Source organism: Enterobacter oligotrophicus, assembly GCF_009176645.1.
GTDB lineage: Bacteria > Pseudomonadota > Gammaproteobacteria > Enterobacterales > Enterobacteriaceae > Enterobacter > Enterobacter oligotrophicus.
The window spans coordinates 1419720-1442108 of the sequence record NZ_AP019007.1 but is presented as its reverse complement, the minus strand read 5'-3'; the positions used below and the strand labels follow the sequence as shown (position 1 = coordinate 1442108).

Genomic DNA, 22389 nt, shown 5'->3' with positions numbered 1-22389 from the left:
TTTATGTCTGAAGAAAAGAAAGGTCAGCAGTATCTCGCCGCGTTGCATCAGGCTTTTCCCGGCGTGGTGCTGGAGGAGTCCTGGCAAACCAAAGACCAGATCACGATTACCGTGAAGGTGAACTATCTGCCGGAGGTGGTGGAGTTTCTTTACTACCGGCAGGGCGGCTGGCTGTCGGTGCTGTTTGGTAACGACGAGCGCCAGCTGTGCGGGAGCTATGCGGTCTACTACGTGATGTCGATGGAGCAGGGCGAGAAGTGCTGGCTCACCGTGCGCGTGGAGGTCGACCCGAATAAGCCGGAGTATCCGTCCGTCACGCCACGCGTGCCCGCCGCCGTCTGGGGTGAGCGCGAAGTGCGTGACATGTACGGCCTGGTGCCGGTGGGCCTGCCGGACGAGCGTCGTCTGGTGCTGCCGGACGACTGGCCGGATGAACTCTATCCGTTGCGTAAAGACAGCATGGACTATCGTCAGCGTCCGGCTCCGACCACCGACAGCGAAACCTACGAATTCATTAACGAACTCGGCAGCAAAAAGAACAATGTGGTGCCGATCGGTCCGCTACACGTCACCTCCGACGAACCGGGCCACTTCCGCCTGTTTGTTGACGGCGAAAACATTATCGACGCCGACTACCGTCTGTTCTATGTCCATCGCGGGATGGAAAAGCTGGCGGAAACCCGCATGGGCTACAACGAGGTGACGTTCCTCTCTGACCGCGTGTGCGGCATCTGCGGCTTCGCCCACAGCACCGCCTACACCACCTCGGTGGAAAACGGCATGGGGATCGTGGTGCCGGAACGCGCGCAGATGATCCGCGCCATTCTGCTGGAGGTGGAGCGCCTGCATTCGCACCTGCTCAACCTCGGCCTGGCCTGCCACTTCGTCGGTTTTGACTCCGGATTTATGCAGTTCTTCCGCGTGCGTGAAGCGTCGATGAAAATGGCGGAGATCCTTACCGGGGCGCGTAAAACCTACGGCCTGAACCTGATCGGCGGAATTCGCCGCGATCTGCTGAAAGACGACATGATCCAGACCCGTCAGCTGGCGCAGCAGATGCGCCGCGACGTGCAGGAGCTGGTGGACATGCTGCTCAGTACGCCAAACATTGAGCAGCGTACCGTCGGCATTGGCCGTCTTGACCCGGAAATCGCCCGCGACTTCAGCAACGTTGGCCCGATGGTGCGCGCCAGTGGTCACGCCCGCGACACCCGCGCCGATCACCCGTTCGTTGGCTACGGCCTGCTGCCGATGACGGTACACAGCGAGCAGGGCTGTGACGTGATCTCGCGCCTGAAAGTACGTATCAACGAGGTATTCACTGCGCTAAACATGATCGACTTTGGCCTCGATAACCTGCCGGGTGGCCCGCTGATGGTGGAGGGCTTCACCTACATTCCAAACCGCTTTGCCCTCGGCTTTGCCGAAGCGCCGCGCGGGGATGACATCCACTGGAGCATGACCGGCGACAACCAGAAGCTCTACCGCTGGCGCTGCCGTGCGGCGACCTACGCCAACTGGCCGACCCTTCGCTATATGCTGCGCGGCAACACCGTGTCTGACGCGCCGCTGATCATCGGCAGCCTCGACCCGTGCTACTCCTGCACCGACCGCATGACCGTGGTGGATGTGCGTAAAAAGAAAAGCCAGGTGGTGCCGTACAAAGAGCTTGAGCGCTACAGCATCGAGCGTAAAAACTCGCCGCTGAAATAAGGACTCGCCATGTTTACCTTTATCAAAAAAGTGATCAAAACCGGCACGCAGACCAGCCGCTACCCGCTGGAGCCGATGCCGGTCGATAAAAACTTTCGCGGCAAGCCGGAGCACAACCCGCAGCAGTGCATCGGCTGCGCGGCCTGCGTCAATGCCTGCCCGTCGAACGCCCTGACGGTAGAAACGGACCTGAAAACCGGCGAGCTGGCCTGGCAGTTCAACCTTGGGCGCTGCATTTTTTGCGGCCGCTGCGAGGAGGTCTGCCCGACGGTTGCGATTCGCCTGTCTCAGGAGTACGAGCTGGCGGTGTGGAAGAAAGAGGACTTCCTCCAGCAGTCGCGTTTTGAACTCTGCAACTGCCGCATCTGCCGGCGTCCGTTCGCTGTGCAAAAAGAGATCGACTACGCTATTGCCCTGCTGAAGCACAACGGCGACCTGCGTGCGGAGCATCACCGTGAAAGTTTTGAAACCTGCCCGGAATGCAAACGTCAGAAGTTCCTGCTGCCGTCTGACCGTATCGATATCACCCGCCATATGAGAGAGGCCAGCTAATGGAAAATTTACTCGGCCCACGCGACAACAACGGCATTCCGGTGCCAATGACGGTGGATGAATCCATCGCCAGCATGAAGGCGTCGCTGCTGAAAAAAATCAAACGCTCGGCCTACGTTTATCGCGTGGACTGCGGCGGCTGCAACGGCTGCGAGATTGAGATCTTCGCCACGCTGTCGCCGTTGTTTGACGCCGAACGCTTCGGCATCAAAGTGGTGCCGTCCCCGCGCCATGCGGACATTCTGCTGTTTACCGGTGCCGTCACCCGCGCGATGCGCTCGCCTGCGTTGCGCGCCTGGCAATCTGCCCCCGACCCGAAAATCTGTATCTCTTACGGTGCCTGTGGCAACAGCGGCGGCATCTTCCACGACCTGTATTGCGTCTGGGGCGGCACCGACAAAATCGTGCCGGTGGATGTTTACATTCCAGGCTGCCCGCCGACGCCTGCTGCGACGCTGTACGGCTTTGCGATGGCACTCGGTCTGCTGGAGCAGAAAATCCACGCCCGTGAACCTGGCGAGCTTGATAATCAGCCCGCCGCGATCCTGCACCCGGATATGGTGCAGCCGCTGCGCGTGAAGGTTGACCGCACGGCGCGCAGGCTGGCGGGCTACCGCTACGGGCGTCAGATTGCCGATGATTATCTGCGCCTGCTCAGCCAGGGCGACCATCAGGTGGCGCGCTGGCTGGAGGCGGAGAACGATCCGCGTCTGAATGAGATTGTGGCGAACCTGAACAGCATTGTGGATGAGGCGCGTATCCGATGAGTGAAACGGTGGTGTTCAGTCAGCTGAGCCGTAAATTTATTGATGAGAACGATGCCACGCCGGATGCGGCGCAGCAGGTGGTCTATTACAGCCTGGCGATTGGCCACCACCTGGGGGTGATCGACTGCCTGGAGGCGGCGTTAACCTGCCCGTGGCCGGCGTATCTGGCGTGGATCGCCACGCTGGAGGAGGGCAGCACGGCGCGGCGCAAAATGGAAGGCGTGCCGAAGTATGGCGAAATCGTGATCGACGCTAATCATATCGCGATGCTCGCCAACGCGTTTGATGCCGCACTGAGTAAGCAAACCCCCGAGCAGCAGGCGTGGAGCAAAACGCTGCTCAGTATGCTGCACGATATTCATCAGGAGAGCGCCATCTACCTGATGGTGAGGAGACTACGTGACTGACGTTTTACTGTGTGTCGGCAACAGCATGATGGGCGACGACGGCGCGGGCCCGCTGCTGGCGGAGATGTGCGCCGCAAACCCGCAGGGTAACTGGGAGGTGATCGACGGCGGCAGCGCGCCGGAAAACGACGTGGTCGCTATCCGCGAACTGCGTCCGGACAGGCTGTTAATCGTGGATGCTACCGACATGGGGCTTAATCCCGGCGAGATCCGCCTGATTGACCCGGACGACATCGCCGAAATGTTTATGATGACCACCCACAATATGCCGCTCAACTACCTTGTCGATCAGATTAAGGGCGACGTGGGCCAGGTGCTGTTTTTGGGCATTCAACCGGATATTGTCGGGTTTTATTATCCGATGACGCCGCCGGTAAAAGAGGCGGTGGAGGAGGTTTATTCACGGCTTGCGGAGTGGGTTGGGGAAGGGGGTTTTTCTCAGCTCTGAGCAGCGCCCGGTGGCGCTGCGCTTACCGGGCCTACAAAACCGTAGGCCGGGTAAGGCGAAGCCGCCACCCGGCAAAACAGGCTACTCCAGATCCGCCCCGTTACTCGCAATCACCTTCTTATACCACCAGAACGACTTCTTGCGCTTTCTGTCCAGCGTGCCGTTACCGGCGTCGTCCCGGTCAACGTACACAAACCCGTAGCGCTTGCTCATCTCGCCCGTTGACGCCGCCACCAGGTCGATACAGCCCCAGGTGGTGTAGCCCATCAGCGGTACGCCGTCTTCAATCGCATCGCCCATCGCGCGGATATGCTCGCGCAGGTAGCTGATACGGTAGTCGTCGTTGATCTCGCCGTTTTCATCAATGACGTCCTTCGCGCCCAGCCCGTTTTCCACCAGGAACAGCGGCTTCTGGTAGCGGTCGTACATCATGTTCATGGTGATGCGCAGGCCCAATGGATCAATGCCCCAGCCCCATTCGCTCACCTGAATATGCGGGTTACGTAAGGATTTCACGATGTTCGCCGCACTGGTGTTGCCCGCGTTCATGTCCGCCGAGGCGCAGCGCGAGGCGTAATAACTGAACGAGACAAAATCGACGGTGTTCTTCAGCAACTCGTCGTCGCCAGGGTCTTTAACAATCACCACCCCTTTTTCGCGGAACACGCGGGCAGAGTAAGCCGGGTAGCTGCCGCGCGCCTGCACGTCGATAAAGAACAGGTTCTCGCGGTCTTTCTCCAGCGCCATCCACACGTCTTCCGGTTTGCAGGAGTACGGGTAGAAGTTCCCGCCCGCCAGCATACAGCCGACCTGGTTTTCCGGGTTCACCTCGTGGGCGATTTTGGTCGCCAGCGCGCTCGCCACCAGCTCGTGGTGCGCGGCCTGGTATTTCACCTGATCTTCGTTTTCACCTTCCTCAAACACCAGCCCCGCGCCGGAGAACGGGCTGTGCAGCATGATGTTGATTTCGTTGAAGGTCAGCCAGTATTTCACCAGCCCGTTAAATTCTTCGAAGCAGGTGCGGGCGTAACGGGCGAAGAAATCGACCATTTTGCGGTTGCGCCAGGAGCCGTACTCCGTTACCAGGTGCATCGGCACGTCGAAGTGGCAAAGCGTCACCAGCGGCTCGATGTTATATTTTTTGCACTCTTCAAACACCGCACGGTAGAAGGCGATACCCTCTTTGTTCGGCAGCGGTTCGTCGCCGTTCGGGTAGAGTCGGCTCCAGGCAATCGAGGTGCGGAACACGGTAAAGCCCATCTCCGCCATCAGGGCGATGTCTTCTTTGTAGCGATGGTAAAAATCAATCGCCTCGTGGCTTGGGTAAAACTCGTCGTCACGCAACGAAAACCGTTTTTCCTTCCCGACCTTCACCGCCAGGCGGTTGGCACCGTGGGGGATCATATCGACCGTGGTCAGCCCCTTGCCGCCTTCGCGGTATGCGCCTTCACTCTGGTTGGCGGCCAGTGCGCCGCCCCATAAAAATCCTTGTGGAAAAACAGACATTTTTACCTCGCTTTCAATTTATGCTTGTGCTGCTTTGGCCTGAACCGGTGCGGTTTGCAGGGCACGCGCTTTTTCAGCTTCGTCTTCGACCGGGATATCCTCAAAACCTAATATCAGAGTCAGAACAAACGAGAGCACAACCGCCAGGCCCATTACGCCAAACACCCAGACGATAGTCATCGGGTTGGCCGGGTCGAAGAACTGCACGCTGGTGAACAGCCCCGGAGCCGCCATTGAGTGGCTGGCAAGCCCTGCCATTCCGGCTACCGCGCCGCAGATAAAGCCGCTGATCAGGCTCGCAATTAACGGGCGTTTCAGACGTACCGCGACGCCGTACAGGGCCGGTTCAGAAATGCCCGCCATAATGGCAGAGGCTGCCGCCGCCAGCGCCGTCTGGCGCAGTTCCGGGTTTTTGGTTTTCCACGCTACCGCCAGCGAGGAGCCGCCGAGCGACAGGTTCGCGCCGATTTCTGAAGGCATCACCATCCCTTCTTTGCCCGTTTCGGCAATGGTTTGAATGATAGTCGGCGTAAACACGCGGTGCATACCGGTCATCACCAGCAGCGGCCACAGCGCGCCCATAATCGCCACGGAGAGCCAGCCCAGATAGCCGTGAATGGTGTACACCAGTGCGGAGATGGCGCTACCGATCCAGATGCCCAGCGGCCCAATCAGCACGATGGCGAGCGGAGCGGCAATCAACACGATCAGCATCGGTTTGAGGAAGTTTTTGGTTACGGCTGGCGTGATGCGATCGACCCAGCGTTCGATGTAAGACAGGCACCAGGTCATCACCAGTGCCGGGATCACCGTGTAGGTGTATTTCACCGCCGTTACCGGAATTAAGGCGAACTCTACGTGTTCACCCTGAGCCGCTTTCGCCATCAGCTCGATAAAGCTCGGATGCACCAGTACGCCCGCAATGGCAATCGCCAGCGACATGTTGGTTTTGAATTTCACCGCCGCGGAAGCCGCCACCATCAGCGGCAGGAAGAAGAACGCGCCGTCACCGATCACCGTCAGAATGGTGAGCGTCGGCGCGCCTTTTTCCAGCACACCAGTCATCTCAAGGATCATCGCCAGCAGCTTGACCATCGAGCCACCGATGATCGCCGGGATCAGCGGGGACATGGTGCCGATCAGCGCATCAAGTATCCCGGCACCCATGCGTTTAAGCGTCATTTTTTTTGGGCCTTCCGGCACGGCAGGCTGCAGGTCGGTTGGCAGCAGGCTCACCACTTCGCGGTACGCCTGAGAAACGGTGTTGCCAATGATCACCTGGCACTGGTTGTCGCTGCGCACCACGCCGAGCACACCGTTGATACTTTTCAGACGCGCGGCATCGGTGAGGCTTTCGTCTTTCAGGACGAAACGCAGACGCGTCATGCAGTGAGTGACGGCGACGATGTTGTCTTTGCCGCCAAGCGCGCTAACAACGTCGTTCGCCAGCGCGGCATAATTTTTGGCCATCGGATGTGATCCTGTTATCGTTGTGAGAAATGTAGGAAACCGGTTCCACATAATCATCATGAGTTTCATTGAATGAAACAAGATCGCTTTTTATGCATTTTTTTGTTTCGTGATGATGATCACTTTGAGTGACTCAAAGCGTGATATCGCCGCTGCGACAATTATTCTGTGGTGCAGTACACTGCGCCCATCAGTTTCAAAGGGAATAACAACATGACCACGATGCTGGAAGTGGCGAAACGGGCAGGCGTTTCGAAAGCGACGGTTTCAAGGGTACTGTCGGGGAATGGCTACGTCAGCCAGGAGACCAAAGATCGGGTGTTTCAGGCCATCGAAGAGAGCGGTTATCGCCCGAATTTGCTGGCGCGAAACCTGGCAACGAAACGTACCCAGACGCTGGGGCTGGTAGTGACCAACACCCTCTATCACGGCGTTTATTTTAGCGAACTGCTGTTCCACGCCGCGCGAATGACGGAAGAGAAGGGGCGGCAGCTGATCCTGGCGGACGGCAAGCACAGCGCCGATGAAGAGCGCGAGGCGATCCAGTACCTGCTCGATATGCGCTGCGATGCGGTGATCATCTACCCGCGCTTCCTGAGCGTGGAGGAGATGGACGATATCGTTGAGAAATGCGAACAGCCGATTATGGTTCTCAACCGCCGCCTGCGGAAAAACAGCAGCCACAGCGTCTGGTCGGATCATAAAGCCTCCTGCCGGGAGGCGGTGTCGCAACTGATCGAAAAAGGGCACCGCGACATCGCGTTTATCACCGGTTCGCTGGATTCCCCCACCGGGGTTGAGCGTCTCTCCGGCTATAAAGACGCGCTGGCGCAGCACCGTATCCCGCTGCGTGAAACGCTGATCGCCGAAGGAAAGTGGAACCCGGCCAGCGGTGCGGCGGCGGTTTCTGAGCTGCTATCCCGCGGTGAAACCTTTACGGCGCTGGTCGCGAGCAACGACGATATGGCGATCGGTGCCATGAAACAACTTCACGACAGCGGGGTTGCCACCCCAGACGCGGTGTCGGTGATTGGCTTCGACGATGTGGCCATAGCGCCGTACATCGTGCCGTCTCTTTCCAGCGTTCGTATTCCGGTGACGGAGATGATCAAAGAGACCATCAGTCGCCTGATCTTCATGCTCGACGGCGGTGAGTTTAAATATCAACAAACGTTCTCCGGCGAGCTGATCCTGCGCGATTCTGTTATCGCAGGCCCGCACTGCTGACGTCGACAGCTGTCATCGTCACTTCTGACGATGACAGCACGGCCTCTTCTTTTTAATCTCAATAAATCAACATGTTAAAAACTGGCACGGTTTATGAATAGCTCCGCGCATGACTGTTATGCTGGAGAAGCAGATGAACCGTTTTATGATGGCCGATGCCAGTAAGTGTATTGGTTGCCGGACCTGTGAAGTCGCATGTGTTGTATCTCATCAGGCGGAGCAGGATTGCGCCTCCCTGACCCCGGACACTTTCCTGCCGCGCATTCACGTGATTAAGGGTGTGAACATTTCGACAGCAGCGATTTGCCGCCAGTGCGAAGATGCGCCGTGCGCGAATGTCTGCCCAAACGGGGCGATTAAACGTGAAAAAGGGTTTGTGCATGTGATGCAGGAGCGCTGCATTGGCTGCAAAACCTGTGTGGTGGCCTGCCCGTACGGTGCGATGGAGGTGGTTGTTCGCCCGGTCGTGCGCAACAGCGGTCTCGGGCTGAGCGTGCGCGCGGAGAAGGCCGAAGCCAACAAATGCGACCTCTGCTACCATCGTGAAGCCGGACCGGCCTGCATGGAAGCCTGTCCGACACACGCGCTGGTCTGCGTGGATCGCGATAAACTTGAGCAGATGAGCGCCGAAAAACGCCGTCGCGCGGCGTTCGACACCTCGTCGTCACTGCTGTTTTAAGCCGCGATGGGCAGTAACGGCATACAGTTGCGGGTGCGCGGCAAAGTGCAGGGCGTCGGATTTCGGCCCTTCGTCTGGCAGCTGGCGCATCAGCTTCAGCTAGCGGGCGATGTCTGTAACGATGGAGAAGGCGTGCTGGTACGCCTCGCGGGTAAGGGTGGGGCCTTTATCACAAGGCTGCGCCAGGGCTGCCCACCGCTGGCGCGTATTGATGAAATAGACTCTCAGCCTTTTAACTGGGCAACGCTGCCAGACGAATTCACCATCCGTCACAGCGCGAGTGGGGCGATGGACACGCAAATTGTGCCGGATGCCGCCACCTGCCCCGCATGCCTGGCAGAGATGCGCGATCCTCGCGAGCGCCGTTATCGCTATCCGTTTATCAACTGCACCCACTGCGGCCCGCGTTTTACCATTATCCGCGCAATGCCCTATGACCGCCCGGCCACGGCAATGGCCCCGTTCCCGCTCTGTGTGCCCTGTGAAACGGAGTACCGCAACCCTGCCGACCGGCGCTTTCACGCGCAGCCGGTTGCCTGCCCGGACTGCGGTCCGGAGCTTGAATGGCGTTCGGGAGATAAACGTGCCACGCGTGAACAGGCGCTGAGCGCGGCGGTCGCGATGTTAAAAGACGGCGGTATTGTGGCGGTCAAAGGATTGGGCGGTTTTCACCTCGCCTGCGATGCGCTCAACCCAGAGGCAGTAGCAAAACTGCGGTCACGTAAACAGCGCCCGGCGAAGCCGCTGGCGGTGATGATCCCGCAGGCGGATAACCTGCCGGCGTCGGTTCAGACGCTGTTACACGCTCCCGCTGCTCCCATTGTGCTTACGCCAAAAACGTGTCTGCCTGCGTTTCCTGAGGCGATTGCGCCAGGTCTGGGCTGCATTGGTGTCATGCTGCCTGCGAACCCGCTGCAACATCTGTTGATGATGGATTGCCCACACCCGCTGGTGATGACCTCCGGCAATCTCAGCGGTCGCCCGCCCGCCATTGGTAATCAGCAGGCGCTGGAAGAACTTTCGGAGATCGCTGACGGCTTTCTGCTGCACAACCGCGACATCCTGCAGCGGATGGATGATTCGGTGATGGATGATGACGGTGCGATCCTGCGTCGTGCGCGAGGTTTCGTGCCGGATGCCATCACGTTACCCGCCGGTTTTAGCAATATCCCCGCTATGTTATGCACTGGCGCAGAGATGAAAAACACCTTCTGCCTGGTGCGCGGGAACCAGGCGGTGCTGAGCCAGCACTTCGGCGATCTCAGTGACGAAGGCGTTGACGCGCAGTGGCGCTCAGCGCTGTCGGTCATGCAGCAGATCTATGCTTTTCAGGCAGAGCGCGTCGTGTGCGATGCTCATCCGGGATACCGCGCTCGCCAGTGGGCGGAAACGCAGGCGTTGCCTGTCGAAACCGTACTGCATCACCACGCTCACGCAGCCGCGTGCCTGGCAGAAAACGGCTGGCCGCTCGACGGCGGGGATGTTATCGCGTTAACGCTGGATGGGATCGGCATGGGCGAAAACGGCGCGCTGTGGGGCGGCGAGTGTCTGCGGGTGAATTATCTTGAGTGCGAACATCTGGGCGGGCTGCCTGCCGTGGCGCTACCGGGTGGCGATCTGGCGGCCAGGCAGCCGTGGCGTAATCTTCTCGCCCACTGCCTGGCGTTTGTGCCTGGCTGGCAGCAGTATCCGGAAACGCACGTTGTTCAGCGGCAAAACTGGCCGCTGCTGGCGACGGCGATTTCTCGTGGTGTAAATGCGCAACTGGCCTCGTCCTGTGGTCGCCTTTTCGACGCGGTGGCCTGTGCATTGGGCATTGAAACACAAACCTATGAAGGCGAAGCGGCGTGCAGGCTGGAAGCGCTGGCAGCAACATGCGCAGGCGTAAAACACCCCGTCACGCTGTCGGTGGATAATCTTGCGCTTTTCTGGCAACAGTGGCTGGGCTGGCAGGCGGACCCCTGCGAGCGCGCATGGGCGTTTCATGATGCGCTGGCAAAAGGGCTGGCGGACCTCGCTGCGCGCCATGCCCGACGCTTATCGCTGTCGACAATCTGCTTCAGCGGTGGCGTGTTACATAACCGCCTGCTGCGCACGCGCCTGCGCCATTACCTCTCTGACTTTACGCTTCTTTTTCCTCATCATCTGCCTGCGGGTGACGGGGCGATTTCCTTCGGGCAGGCGGTGGTTGCCGCTGCCCGGTCATGTTCACAAAGGACTTAAAATGTTACGACTCTTACGCAATGAACCTCGCGCAGCGTTCCTGCTGCTGGCTCTGATAATGGCCAACCTGCTGGCCTGGGGATGGGCGTGGAAAACCTTCAGCGGCAGCACGGCGCTGATGGCGGCAAGCCTGCTGGCCTGGTGCTATGGCCTGCGTCATGCGGTTGATGCGGACCATATTGCGGCGATTGATACCGTCACTCGTAAGATGATGCAGCAGGGCAAGCGTCCATCCGGCGTGGGTGCGTGGTTTTCCCTCGGACATTCCACCATCGTAGTGCTGGCCTCCATTGCTATTGCCGCTACCGCCACGGCGTTTCAGAAAAACATGGCCTGGTTCCACGAAACCGGCAGCCTGATTGGCACCGCCGTTTCAGCCACTTTCCTGCTGGCGATGGCGCTGGTCAATATGGTGATTTTGCGTGGCGTCTGGCACAGTTTTCAGGCGCTGAAAAAAGGACGCGCGGTCAGCAGTGATACGACGCTTCCGGTTCAGGGTGGGGTGATGAACTGGCTGTTTGGTGCGACCTTTCGCCTGGTGAACAAGAGCTGGCAGATGTACCTGGTTGGCTTCCTGTTTGGGCTGGGTTTTGATACCGCCACAGAAATTGGTGTGCTGGGGATCTCCGCCGCCAGCGCCTCCAGTGGCATGTCGGTGTGGTCGATTATGATCTTCCCGGCACTTTTTGCCAGCGGAATGGCGCTGGTGGATACCCTGGATAACTTATTGATGGTGGGCGCTTATGGCTGGGCGTTTAACAAACCGCAGCGCAAGCTCTACTACAACATGACCATCACCGGCACATCGGTAGTGGTGGCGCTGTTTATCGGCGGGCTGGAAGCGCTGGGTTTGCTGATGGATAAATTCTCCCTCAGCGGCGGCGTCTGGGATTTCATTGGTGCGGTTAATGATAACCTGGGCAACGCCGGATTCGTGGTGGTCGGGCTGTTTGTCGCCTGCTGGCTGATCTCTATGGTCAACTACCGCTGGCGCGGCTACGATGCACTGGTAGTGCGTTCCTGACCAGAAGGTAGCCAGGCGCGCGTGAAATCAAGCCAGCCACCGGCAGTGAGCACAATATCCTGCACATTTTCCATGGTATTGATGCGGTAGCGATAGTGAAACAGCGGCGTACATGCGCCGCTTTCCAGTAAATGCCGGAAGAAGGGGGCCAGATTGCGATCCAGACTCTCCTCGCTCTCGCAGTATGCCATCAGTTTCTGCTTCTCTTCATCCCACACTTTTCCCCCCAGTGCCGTGGCCCACGCCGGTTCGTCGGTAAACCACTCTGCCAGAGCAAAACCGGGTAGCTCGCCCGCCAGATAGTCGCCAAGCAGGAGATCGGCTTTTTCCAGGGCTTCGGGGGCATGCCATTCGTCACGATCCTTCCAGGCGATGATCAGCTCACAGCCCTGTTTTTTGAGATGCGTGCGTAATGTGTCGCTCAGTTCACGCAGTTCCGGTGTGTGGTAGCAGACCAGCGTGAGCGTTTTGGGAAGTGGCACGTCAGGTATGGCCGGAGAACGAGGCGTGTTAAGGCCAGGAAGAATTTCCGTGCGGGTTTCCAGATCGTTCCGATGGGAAAATTTTTGCTGATTAATCGTCTGGATCGCCTGGCGCAGCCAGATTGCCTGCGGCTGGGGAAGATTTGCATTCATCATCAACCAGGCGAATCCACCGCTGGTGGAAGTCGCAGCCTCCTGCGCGTTCTGTCCTTTTCCGACGGTTATCCACGCGGGTTTTTGCGCCTCAGTACGGGTTCGCCAGAATTCAATCGCGTGCAGGAGTGGATGGGCAGCAAAGTACCAGGGCTGCCGCTCAAGGCGCAGATAATGCGAATGGTGATGGGCGATAGCAAAAGGCCCGGCACCGATATCCGGCTGCTGCGGATGCGGCAGACGGCAAACGTGATGGGCGAGGCGGTGTGCCAGCATCGCGTCAGGCGTGTCCAGCGTGATCTCCAGATACCAGGGGGCAACCAGCGACACGCTCTGGACATGTTTTAGCCCTGCGTTACGAGCCGGGTCCGTGAGCATCTGTTGCAGCGCAAACAGAATATCGCCATCACTGATGGGCTGTCCGTTATGCCAGTGAGCGCCGCTACGCAGATAAAAATGCCAGCAGCGTTTGTCATCGCTGGCATCCCAGTGGTGAGCTAAATCGGGGAGCGGTTGTGGCTGACCGGGAGCATAGCGTGTCAGACCTGCGTGAACCGCACAGATGATATGTTGCTCAGCGCGACGCCGCTGCAACGCCGGGTGAAGTGAGGTCAACGGGCGATACCACGGAATGCGTAATGTCGGCTGGTGCTTGAGCCATTTGCCACCAAGAAACGGCGTAATAATGTGGTGGAGGCTCGCCGGATCGCCATCGGCCAGTTGCAGGGCGCTCTGATAATCCCCTTTCTCAAGGCAGGCATGCATTAACGGCGCGCTGAGTTCGCTGGTGGTCGCCAGGCAATGCAATAGGGCGCGGTGCCCGCGCCCCGGTTGTGCATTCCAGCTTAGCCATCCACTGTGTGCAAGCTGGCGCAGCAGCGTGCGGGCATGGCGTTCACTGCACAGCGCCACCTCGGCAACTTCGGCAATGGTCGTGGGCTTTGGCTCTGCACCGTAGTGCTGATAAAGCCGTTGATACTGACGGATTTTTTGAAGCTGTCGCATGCGGCGTACCGGTAATAAGAGAGGGATGGTGAGAGTGTAGGTTTTTTTGCGGAATAAATAAGGTTTGGATGTGTAAAGTGTTCCGGTTTTATTCCCTCTCCTGCGGGAGAGGGAATAAGGAACTGCGTTAGCTATCGATTTGCGCGCGTATCTTTAGCGCTATACTTTCCGCCTGTGGTCCCAGAATGACCTGCGCATTCTGGGAACCCATCTTCAGAATGCCTTTGGCACCCAGCGCTTTCAGCGCGGGTTCGTCCAGCACGCTGTTGTCCACAAGCGTTAAACGCAGACGCGTAATGCAGGCATCGACAATTTTCAGGTTCTGTTTGCCGCCGAGCGCAGCAATATAGTGTGCGATGGCTTCGCTCTGATCGTCAGAATCGCCTGTTACGGTGTCATCATCTTCGCGGCCCGGCGTTTTCAGTTTGAAGAAGCGAATAGCGAAGCTGAACACCACAAAGTAAATCACAAAGAACAGGGCGATCAGCGGGATCAGTATCCACGGTTTTGTGGCGAGTCCCCAGTTCAGGACAAAATCGATAAGCCCTGCCGAGAAACCAAAGCCATGCAGCACGCCGAGGCTGTTGGCGATCACCATGCTCACGCCAGCCAGCACTGCATGTAGCGCATACAGGGCAGGGGCGAGGAACAGGAAGGAGAACTCGATTGGCTCGGTGATACCGGTCAGGAAGGCCGTCAGCGCAACGGAGAGCAGCATCCCGCCTACCGCAGAACGGCGTGCTTTTGGCGCAGCAAAGTACATTGCCAGCGCAGCACCTGGCAGACCACCCATAAAGATGGGGTACGCCCACGCCATGTAAACACCGGCATGCGGATCGCCCGCGAAGAAGCGGTTGAGATCGCCACGGGTCAGATCGGTGGCAATCTGGGTAATGCTGGAGCCGTCGATACCCGGCACCGCACCGCCCACGACAAGGCCTTTCACCACATCCGGCGCAAGGCAGATGTTGTGTACTGCACTTGCCGCATCGTAGGTGACTTTCAGGCAATCACCCAGGCTGAACCAGAAGACAGAGTGCAGGATGTAGTGCAGACCAAATGGAATCAACGCACGGTTAAGTACGCCATAGATAAACCAGCCTGGCTCGCCGCTGCGTGACACCAGCAGGCTGAAGGTATCAATCCCGTGTTGTACGGAAGGCCATACGTAGCCACAGATCCAGGCGATAAACAGACAGATTAACCCGGTCATGATCGGCACCAGGCGTTTACCGGCGAAGAATGCGAGGAAATCTGGCAGCTTAGTGTTTGAGAAGCGGTTGTAGCAGTGGCCTGCCACCACGCCCGCAATGATCCCGGCGAAGAAGGACATGTTAATTGATGCGTTAATTACCGCCGTGGCTTTGGTGAGCACCAGGAAGCCGACAGCACCGGCGAGTGCCGCTGCGCCTGCATTGTCTTTCGCCAGACCAATGGCAATACCCAACGCAAATAACAGCGGTAGACTGTCGAAGATCCCGCCACCCGCACTGGCGATAAAGGGAATATTAAAAACGTCAGGCTGGCCGAGGCGTAATAATATGGCTGCAACCGGTAAGGTTGCGATAGGCAGCATCAGGGCTTTACCCAGACGTTGCAGATAACTGAATGCGTTCATGAGATAGGATTCCAAAAGGACTTAATTCACGTCGAAAAATAACAGCTTTTATTTTGAGATGAAAGAGGCTTGAATAAAAATGTGACACCGAATAAATAAATTTAAGTTATATTTGTTAAGCAAATCATTCTTCAGATAAACAATGAAGCAATTAATAAAGAGTTCCGCTTTTAGCGTAACAAAAAACGGCACCAGAGCCGTTTTTTGTTACGGTTACCGTTTAACGCGGCTCACCGGCATCATCAGTTCGCGCAGGCGCTCTATACGCGCTTCCGGGCTCAGGTAAAACCAGCGAAATAAAACAGGTTCCACTTTCTTTGCCTGTTTAAAATAGCTGGAAAGATAGTTAAGTTCTTTGGTAAAGGTGGCCATGGGATATCTCCGGCTGAGGAATACCTTTTCAGCGTAAGCCGGAATCAGGGAATAAAACAGGTTAATGTTTTTCAGGTGTTCCGCATTTATATATTGATGGAAGAAATAATAAAAGGAATGATAGCGATGATTTATCTGCTTTGTATTTATATGTTGAATAAAATACGCAAAAAAAAGCCCCAGGACATCGGGGCTGTGGATAATAAAATCCGAAGGTTAAGTAAGCGTGGTAAGAGACGGAGGGTTATGCAGGCAACGATTTCAGCAGAGCAAAAGCCTCCTTCATCCGATCTTCACTGACCACGAAGGCGCGTAACTGCCCGTCGTTGTCAGCACCGCGAGCCACCATCCCCTGTGGTTCAATGGCTATCTGCCAGCTTAGATCCTGTCGCTGCGTTTCACCTGCGAGATGCAGCGGCAACTCCGGTGTTTTTACCTTCACCAGCATGGCAGGCAATTTCAGCGGAGCGTTAGCGCCGAGCAGGTTTTTTGCCAGATACATGGCGCTTAACTGAATCGGTTGCAGGAAGGGCAGAACCTGACCATTGATTTCGGCGCAGTCACCCAGAGCATAAATATCCGGTTGCGTGGTTTGCAGGTAGCTATCCACCTTCACGCCACGGTTTGTCTCTGCTCCGGCACGATGTGCCAGCGCGGTTTCCGGGCGAAGGCCGGTGGCCGCGACAACCACATCCACCTCAACGCTGCGGTTGTGGTCGAGCGTGGCGCGGATGCCACTCCCGGTTTGAGTCAAAGATTGCAGCTGAGATTTCAGCAGCAGATGCACGCCCATATCGGTCAGACGATGCTGTAAGCGACTGCTTACTTCTGCTGGCATCAGCGCCGACAGAATGCTGGCTGCGTGGTCAACCAGGGTGACGGATTTTCCCGCACGGCAGAAATCCATCGCCAGCTCGGTGCCAATCAGGCCGCCGCCGACAATCATCACTTTCTGTGCGTCACGTAACAGCGTTTCACTGGCCTGATACTCCTGCTGGCTGTTCAGGGTGATCATCAGCTCACGGCCTTCAACCGGTGGAACGAAAGCGGAGGCACCTGTCGCCAGTACCAGCTTGTCGTACTGCCAGGTTTTATCTTTTGCTTTCACCACATGCGCGCTGGCGTCGATATCGCTTACCCACGTGTACGGGAACAGGCGCAGGTTAAACTGTTCTGCGAACTCCCCCGCCGTCTGGCGGGTGAGCTCTTCAGCACGCTGATTCTGGCTAATGACATGGCTTAAATCAGGCTTGTTGTACTCGTCCATGCTGTCGGCGGCAATCACCGTCAACGGCACGTTAGCATCCTGCTTGCGGATGTTTTTCACCAGCTGACGGGCGGCAAAGCCCGAGCCGATAATGACGATACCGTTGTTCATTTTGCCTCCGTACCCAGTTCGTCAAAGACGTCTTTACCGAGGGAACATTCCGGGCAGAGGAAGTTGTCCGGTACATCGCTCCACGGAGTGCCAGGGGCAACATCCTGCAGCGGCTCGCCCAGTTCCGGGTCGTAGATCCACTGGCAGACGCTGCACTGCATGCGTGGGCCGAGATCTGTACTGGCTGTCGCGGCACAGGTCTGCGGCTGTTCGGCTGGTTTTGCTACAGCTTCAGGCAGCGGTGCGAGCGCCCACTGACGAGCGATGTCACGGCCGTGCTGACGGCAGATTTCCAGCGCGTCGATGTCCGGACGCCATTTGGCTTTCAGGCTCATGGACATCTCAAAACCGGCGTCCTGCAGTCGGGTAGACAGACGATCTACCGCGCCGCCGCTCCAGCCGTGAGAGCCAAAGGCGCTGGCACGCTTGTTGCGAAAGCGCAGGCCGGTCATCTCTTCTACCAGGCCAGCAATTTTTGGCATCATCACGTTATTCATGGTAGAGGTGCCCACCAGCACGCCTTTGGAGCGGAAGACGTTGGTTAGAATTTCGTTTTTATCGCTGCGCGCCACGTTGAAGATTTTCACCGCTACGTTCGGATCAACTTCGTTAATGCCCTGGGCAATGGCATCCGCCATCATGCGGGTGTTGTTGGACATAGTGTCGTAGAAAATTGTGATGCGATCTTCCTGATAATCCGCTGCCCATTTCAGGTACAGCTCGACAATCTGGGTTGGGTTTTCACGCCATACCACGCCGTGAGAGGTCGCAATCATATCCACCGGCAGGTTAAAGCCGAGGATTTCGGTGATTTTAGGTGTCACCAGACGGCTGAACGGCGTCAGGATGTTGGCGTAGTAGCGCTGGCACTGCTCGAACAGCTCAGTCTGATCCACTTCGTCATTGAACAGACGTTCGTCGCAGTAGTGCTGGCCGAAGGCGTCGTTACTGAACAGCACCGCGTCGCCGGTCATGTAGGTCATCATGCTGTCCGGCCAGTGCAGCATTGGCGTTTCAACGAAAATAAGCTGTTTGCCGTTACCGATGTCCAGCGAATCACCGGTTTTCACGGTGTGGAAATTCCACTCCGGATGGTGATGGTGACCGTTGATAGAGTCGATGGCGTTTGTGGTGCAGTAAATTGGCGTGTCAGGAATGTAAGACATCAGCTCGGTCAATGCTCCGGCGTGGTCTTCTTCCGCGTGGTTGATGATGATGTAGTCGATGTCGTTCAGGTCGATTTCGCTGCGCAGGTTTTGCACGAACTCGCGGCTGAATTTGTGATCGACGGTATCGATCAGCACGTTTTTACCTTCACGAATGAGATAGCTGTTGTAGCTGCTGCCGCGCAGCGTTTTATATTCCGTGCCGTGAAAATCACGTACTTCCCAGTCACGTTGACCAACCCAATGAATGTTATTTTTTACCAGAATAGACATAGCAACCTCAGTGTAATACGGCGTTTTCAAATAAGTTGGTTTAGCTATATCAAGATGCGTGCCAGTTTTTTATTTAATTGATTTTTATCGTTTTATTATTTTATAGCCCGGAATGGGTAGTCATTATGACTATCTTAAAAAGAGTCAATATGACAATATGCATTGTCAAAATGACAGCGAGGCATACATGAGCTTTTCCGTAGATGTACTGGCGAAGATCGCCATTGAACTGCAAACCGGTATTGGCCACCAGGATCGCTTTCAGCGGCTGATCTCCACCCTGCGCCACGTGCTGGCGTGTGATGCCTCGGCGCTGCTGCGCTACGAAGGGCGACAGTTCATTCCGCTGGCGATTGACGGGCTGGCGCAGGACGTGCTGGGACGGCGTTTTACTCTGGAAGGGCACCCGCGTCTGGAAACGATTGCGAGGGCAGGTGATGTGGTGCGCTTCCCGGCGGACAGCGATCTGCCCGATCCGTATGATGGCCTGATCCCCGGACAGGAGAGCCTTAAAGTCCACGCCTGCATCGGCCTGCCGCTGTTTGCCGGGCAAAACCTGATTGGCGCGCTGACCCTCGACGGTATGTCACCGGACCAGTTCGACACCTTCAGCGACGAAGAGCTGCGCCTGATTGCGGCGCTGGCCGCTGGCGCGTTGAACAATGCGCTGTTGATTGAGCAACTGGAGAGCCAGAACATTCTTCCCGGCAGTCCGGCGGCGTTTGAGCAGGTGACGCACACCGAGATGATTGGGCTTTCACCGGGCATGATGCAGTTGAAAAAAGAGATCGATATTGTCGCGGCCTCCGATTTGAACGTGCTGATCTTTGGTGAAACCGGCACCGGTAAAGAGCTGGTGGCGAAGTCAATTCATGAAGCCTCGCCGCGCGCGGTGAATCCGCTGGTGTATCTCAACTGCGCGGCCCTGCCGGAAAGCGTGGCGGAAAGTGAACTGTTTGGTCACGTCAAAGGGGCCTTTACCGGGGCGATCAGCAACCGCAGCGGTAAGTTTGAAATGGCCGATAACGGCACGCTGTTCCTGGATGAGATTGGTGAACTGTCGCTGTCGCTACAGGCTAAGCTGCTGCGCGTATTGCAGTACGGCGATATTCAGCGCGTGGGTGATGACCGCAGCTTAAGGGTGGATGTGCGCGTGCTGGCGGCCACTAACCGTGACCTGCGCGAAGAGGTGCTGGCCGGGAATTTCCGTGCCGATCTGTTCCATCGCCTGAGCGTCTTTCCGCTCTCCGTACCGCCACTGCGCGAACGCGGGGAAGATGTGGTGCTGCTGGCGGGCTTTTTCTGCGAGCAGTGTCGGCTCAAAATGGGGCTTTCCCGCGTGGTGCTGAGCACAGGGGCGCGCAGCCATCTGCTGAATTACGGCTGGCCGGGCAACGTGCGCGAGCTGGAACATGCGATTCACCGTGCGGTAGTGCTGGCACGGGCAACGCGTTCAGGGGATGAAGTGGTGATCCACGCGCGGCATTTCGCATTGCATGATGAAACGGCGCAGGTGGTGGCTCAGGAAGCGCCGGAAATGGCGAACGTGAACCTGCGCGAGGCGACAGAGACATTTCAGCGTCAGATGATCACCCGCGCGCTGGAGCAGAATAACCGCAGTTGGGCAGCGTGCGCGCGGGCGCTGGAAACGGACGTCGCCAACCTGCACCGGCTGGCGAAGCGTCTGGGGCTGAAGGGTTAAATGATCCCGGCCTGGTAGAAGTCCTGCAGGTTGATGGCGCCGCACAGTTTGCCGTTCTCATCCACCACCGGAGCGGCAGTGATTTTGCGCTTCATCAGCACCTCTTTGGCTTCAATAGCACGGCTGTCGGCGTTCAGCGTCAGCCCGCCTTTGGTCATCGTGTCTGAGACTCGTGATTCCAGCTTGCCGCCGCCCACCAGCCAGCGGCGCAGGTCGCCGTCGGTAAATACGCCTTTGACATAGCGTTCATTATCGCAAACGGCCACCAGCCCCAGCCCGGTACGGCTCAGCTCCAGCATGGCGTCCATCACGCTGGTGTCGAGTGTGACCTGTGGAATGGCATCGTCGGTACGCATCAGATGGTGGACTTTATTGAGCAGGCGCGCGCCTAGTGCCCCTGCAGGATGTGAACGGGCGAAATCTTCTTCATTGAAGCCGCGTGCCTGCATCACTGCCATCGCCAGCGCGTCGCCCATCATCAGGGTGTTGACGGTGCTGGAGGTCGGGGCGAGGTGCATCGGGCAGGCTTCGCGCTCAACGGAGATATCAAGCGTCGCTTTGGCCGCCAGCGCCAGCGGTGAACGGGATTTACCGGTCATCGCCAGCAGGGCAACGGATTTTTCCTGCAGGCGTGGAATGATCAGGTCCAGCTCTTTGGCCGAACCGGAGTAGGAGATAAACAGCATCACGTCGCGGCTTTCGATCATCCCCAGATCGCCGTGCAGCGCTTCAGCGGGATGAACGAAGAATGCCGGGGTGCCGGTGCTGGCAAGCGTCGCTGCAATTTTTTTGCCGATATGGCCAGACTTACCAATACCTGCCACGATCACTTTCCCTTCACACTGGATAATGGTGTTCGCGGCCCGCACAAAATCCTCACCCAGACGATCCGGCAGGCGGCTGGCTTCCTGCAGTTCCAGCATCAGCGTTTGACGGCCTGCGTTTAACAGAAAATCACTCATCTTTCTCTCCGGTTACGATAACGTCGATTCCTTTCTCTTCCAGCGCTTTTTTGAACGCCGGATCGATACCTGCGTCGGTAATCAACTTATCGACGCTTTCAAGGCTGCAGACAATATTAGGGCTTTTACGGCCAAACTTCGATGAATCTGCCATCAAAATCACTTCACGTGCGGCGTTACACATCGCTTTGCTGACGCTGAACACTTCATTGAAGGTGGTCACGCCTGCGTTCAGATCGATGCCATCGGTACCCATAAAGAGTTTATCAAAGCTGAAGTGGTCGAAGGCGTTCTCCGCCAGTTGGCCGTGAAACGACGCCGATTTTTTACGGAAGGTGCCGCCGGGCATCAGAATGGTTTGCTCGCAGTCGTTCTCCGACAGGGCGTTGACGATATGCAGGCTGTTGGTCATCACCGTGATGTTGTTAAAGCGGCTGAGCATTGGGATCATTTGCAGAACCGTGCTGCCCGCATCAAGGATGATAGAGTCACCGTCGTGGATAAACTTCACGGCGGCTTCGGCAATCAGCGCTTTCTGGTGCGTATTAATCAGCGTTTTGTGATCGATAGGCGGGTCGGCTTCATCTTTGTTGAGCACCACTCCGCCGTAGGTTCGAATGACTGCGCCAGCGTTTTCGAGCAATACCAGGTCTTTGCGTATTGTCGTGCCGGTGGTGTCAAAGTAGTGGGCCAGCTCTTCTACCGAGCATTTTCCCTGCTTTTGCAGATGTTCCAGTATGGCCGCCTGCCGCTGACGTGGTTTCATAGGCGCTTCGTTCCTTACGTTGCGAAATGATAATTTCGCAAGTTTATAGCGTTCACAACGAAATTATCCATGTTTCAGATTAAGCGCTAATGATAGTGCATTCTGACAGAGTGAATCATGGGGAAAGATCACATCGGGCCGCAATTCCTCCAGCGATATGCCGTTGATTGCCTGGATTTTAGCCGGTCGGGCAAATACCGTCATCCCGCGCATGATGAGCGAATCGCAAACGTTGTTATGTTCATCCAGCGCAATCGCAACCACCACGCGTGGCTTGAAGCGCCCGCCGGAACGTCCGACGCCCACGCGCCCTTTCTGACAGAGTGCATCGAACGCCCGGTTGAACTGGCGAATTTGCCAGCCGCCGAACGCCAGCTGGCAGATCCAGGCGATGGCAGAGACGGTGATGAGTGCTGTGACCATATTGGCTCCTTACTTGCCGGGTGGCGGCTGCGCCTTACCCGGCCTACGGTTTGAAGGTTTTTGTAGGCCCGGT

The 22389-nt window shown here is 57.2% G+C and carries 20 protein-coding genes; 10 read left to right on the top strand and 10 right to left on the bottom strand.

The window, feature by feature from the left end:
* Nucleotides 1-3: 3 nt before the first annotated feature.
* The 5 genes from hycE to hycI are packed head-to-tail and all read left to right on the top strand — an operon-like array spanning nt 4 to nt 3887.
* On the top strand, nt 4-1713 hold the full coding sequence (gene hycE / locus EoCCA6_RS06790) for a formate hydrogenlyase subunit HycE (RefSeq protein WP_152082025.1): 1710 nt from the start codon (nt 4-6) through the stop codon (nt 1711-1713).
* A 9-nt stretch (nt 1714-1722) separates the two neighbouring features.
* Nucleotides 1723-2265, top strand: a complete 543-nt coding sequence (locus tag EoCCA6_RS06785; protein ID WP_152082024.1) for a formate hydrogenlyase complex iron-sulfur subunit — start codon at nt 1723-1725, stop codon at nt 2263-2265.
* On the top strand, nt 2265-3032 hold the full coding sequence (locus EoCCA6_RS06780) for an NADH-quinone oxidoreductase subunit B family protein (RefSeq protein ID WP_152082023.1): 768 nt from the start codon (nt 2265-2267) through the stop codon (nt 3030-3032). Before EoCCA6_RS06785 ends, EoCCA6_RS06780 begins: the two co-directional genes overlap by 1 nt.
* Nucleotides 3029-3439: a formate hydrogenlyase maturation HycH family protein gene (locus EoCCA6_RS06775; protein ID WP_152082022.1), complete on the top strand. Its 411-nt coding sequence runs from the start codon at nt 3029-3031 to the stop codon at nt 3437-3439. Before EoCCA6_RS06780 ends, EoCCA6_RS06775 begins: the two co-directional genes overlap by 4 nt.
* Entirely contained in the window at nt 3432-3887 is a 456-nt protein-coding gene (gene hycI, locus EoCCA6_RS06770) for a hydrogenase maturation peptidase HycI (protein ID WP_152082021.1), read from the top strand. Before EoCCA6_RS06775 ends, hycI begins: the two co-directional genes overlap by 8 nt.
* 81 nt (nt 3888-3968) lie before the next feature.
* On the opposite strand, the gene EoCCA6_RS06765 is transcribed toward hycI, so the two are convergent.
* Together EoCCA6_RS06765 and ascF are read right to left on the bottom strand one after the other, a co-directional pair.
* The gene (locus tag EoCCA6_RS06765; RefSeq protein ID WP_152082020.1) at nt 3969-5393 is read right to left on the bottom strand and encodes a 6-phospho-beta-glucosidase; all 1425 of its coding nucleotides are present in this window, start codon (nt 5391-5393) and stop codon (nt 3969-3971) included.
* Between the two features lie 18 nt (nt 5394-5411).
* Nucleotides 5412-6863 (bottom strand): PTS cellobiose/arbutin/salicin transporter subunit IIBC, encoded by a 1452-nt coding sequence (gene ascF / locus EoCCA6_RS06760; protein WP_152082019.1) that lies wholly within the window; start codon nt 6861-6863, stop codon nt 5412-5414.
* A gap of 213 nt (nt 6864-7076) precedes the next feature.
* Between ascF and EoCCA6_RS06755 the strand changes: the two genes are divergently transcribed.
* The 4 genes from EoCCA6_RS06755 to EoCCA6_RS06740 all read left to right on the top strand — a co-directional run bounded on the left by EoCCA6_RS06755 (nt 7077) and on the right by EoCCA6_RS06740 (nt 12016).
* Nucleotides 7077-8090, top strand: coding sequence for a LacI family DNA-binding transcriptional regulator (locus tag EoCCA6_RS06755; protein ID WP_152082018.1), 1014 nt, complete (start codon nt 7077-7079; stop codon nt 8088-8090).
* A gap of 133 nt (nt 8091-8223) precedes the next feature.
* On the top strand, nt 8224-8769 hold the full coding sequence (hydN, locus tag EoCCA6_RS06750; RefSeq protein ID WP_152082017.1) for an electron transport protein HydN: 546 nt from the start codon (nt 8224-8226) through the stop codon (nt 8767-8769).
* Nucleotides 8770-8775: 6 nt separating this feature from the next.
* Nucleotides 8776-10992, top strand: a complete 2217-nt coding sequence (gene hypF, locus EoCCA6_RS06745; protein ID WP_152082016.1) for a carbamoyltransferase HypF — start codon at nt 8776-8778, stop codon at nt 10990-10992.
* Between the two features lies 1 nt (nt 10993).
* Entirely contained in the window at nt 10994-12016 is a 1023-nt protein-coding gene (locus EoCCA6_RS06740) for a HoxN/HupN/NixA family nickel/cobalt transporter (RefSeq protein ID WP_152082015.1), read from the top strand.
* On the opposite strand, the gene EoCCA6_RS06735 is transcribed toward EoCCA6_RS06740, so the two are convergent.
* The 5 genes from EoCCA6_RS06735 to norV form a co-directional block, all read right to left on the bottom strand.
* Nucleotides 11989-13656 (bottom strand): SgrR family transcriptional regulator, encoded by a 1668-nt coding sequence (locus EoCCA6_RS06735; protein WP_152082014.1) that lies wholly within the window; start codon nt 13654-13656, stop codon nt 11989-11991. The two genes, EoCCA6_RS06740 and EoCCA6_RS06735, sit on opposite strands and share 28 nt — an antisense overlap.
* Before the next feature lie 127 nt (nt 13657-13783).
* Nucleotides 13784-15274 carry an N-acetylglucosamine-specific PTS transporter subunit IIBC gene (gene nagE / locus EoCCA6_RS06730; protein ID WP_152082013.1) on the bottom strand — a complete coding sequence of 497 codons (1491 nt, stop codon included), beginning with the start codon at nt 15272-15274 and terminating at the stop codon, nt 13784-13786.
* A gap of 213 nt (nt 15275-15487) precedes the next feature.
* On the bottom strand, nt 15488-15646 hold the full coding sequence (locus EoCCA6_RS21530; RefSeq protein WP_167515534.1) for a hypothetical protein: 159 nt from the start codon (nt 15644-15646) through the stop codon (nt 15488-15490).
* A 244-nt stretch (nt 15647-15890) separates the two neighbouring features.
* Entirely contained in the window at nt 15891-17024 is a 1134-nt protein-coding gene (gene norW / locus EoCCA6_RS06725; protein ID WP_152082012.1) for an NADH:flavorubredoxin reductase NorW, read from the bottom strand.
* Nucleotides 17021-18463, bottom strand: a complete 1443-nt coding sequence (gene norV, locus EoCCA6_RS06720) for an anaerobic nitric oxide reductase flavorubredoxin (RefSeq protein ID WP_152082011.1) — start codon at nt 18461-18463, stop codon at nt 17021-17023. Before norV ends, norW begins: the two co-directional genes overlap by 4 nt.
* Nucleotides 18464-18650: 187 nt before the next feature.
* On the opposite strand from norV, the gene norR reads away from it, so the two are divergent.
* Complete coding sequence (gene norR / locus EoCCA6_RS06715; RefSeq protein WP_152082010.1) at nt 18651-20165, top strand: nitric oxide reductase transcriptional regulator NorR; 1515 nt, start codon at nt 18651-18653, stop codon at nt 20163-20165.
* Here norR and gutQ read toward each other — a convergent pair.
* The 3 genes from gutQ to gutM all read right to left on the bottom strand — a co-directional run bounded on the left by gutQ (nt 20162) and on the right by gutM (nt 22316).
* Nucleotides 20162-21127, bottom strand: a complete 966-nt coding sequence (gene gutQ, locus EoCCA6_RS06710) for an arabinose-5-phosphate isomerase GutQ (protein WP_152082009.1) — start codon at nt 21125-21127, stop codon at nt 20162-20164. The two genes, norR and gutQ, sit on opposite strands and share 4 nt — an antisense overlap.
* A complete protein-coding gene (gene srlR / locus EoCCA6_RS06705) occupies nt 21120-21893 on the bottom strand; it encodes a glucitol operon DNA-binding transcriptional repressor SrlR (protein WP_152082008.1) in 774 nt (257 codons plus the stop codon). The genes gutQ and srlR overlap by 8 nt, the downstream gene beginning before the upstream one ends.
* A 63-nt stretch (nt 21894-21956) precedes the next feature.
* Nucleotides 21957-22316, bottom strand: a complete 360-nt coding sequence (gene gutM / locus EoCCA6_RS06700) for a transcriptional regulator GutM (RefSeq protein WP_152082007.1) — start codon at nt 22314-22316, stop codon at nt 21957-21959.
* Nucleotides 22317-22389: the final 73 nt, after the last annotated feature.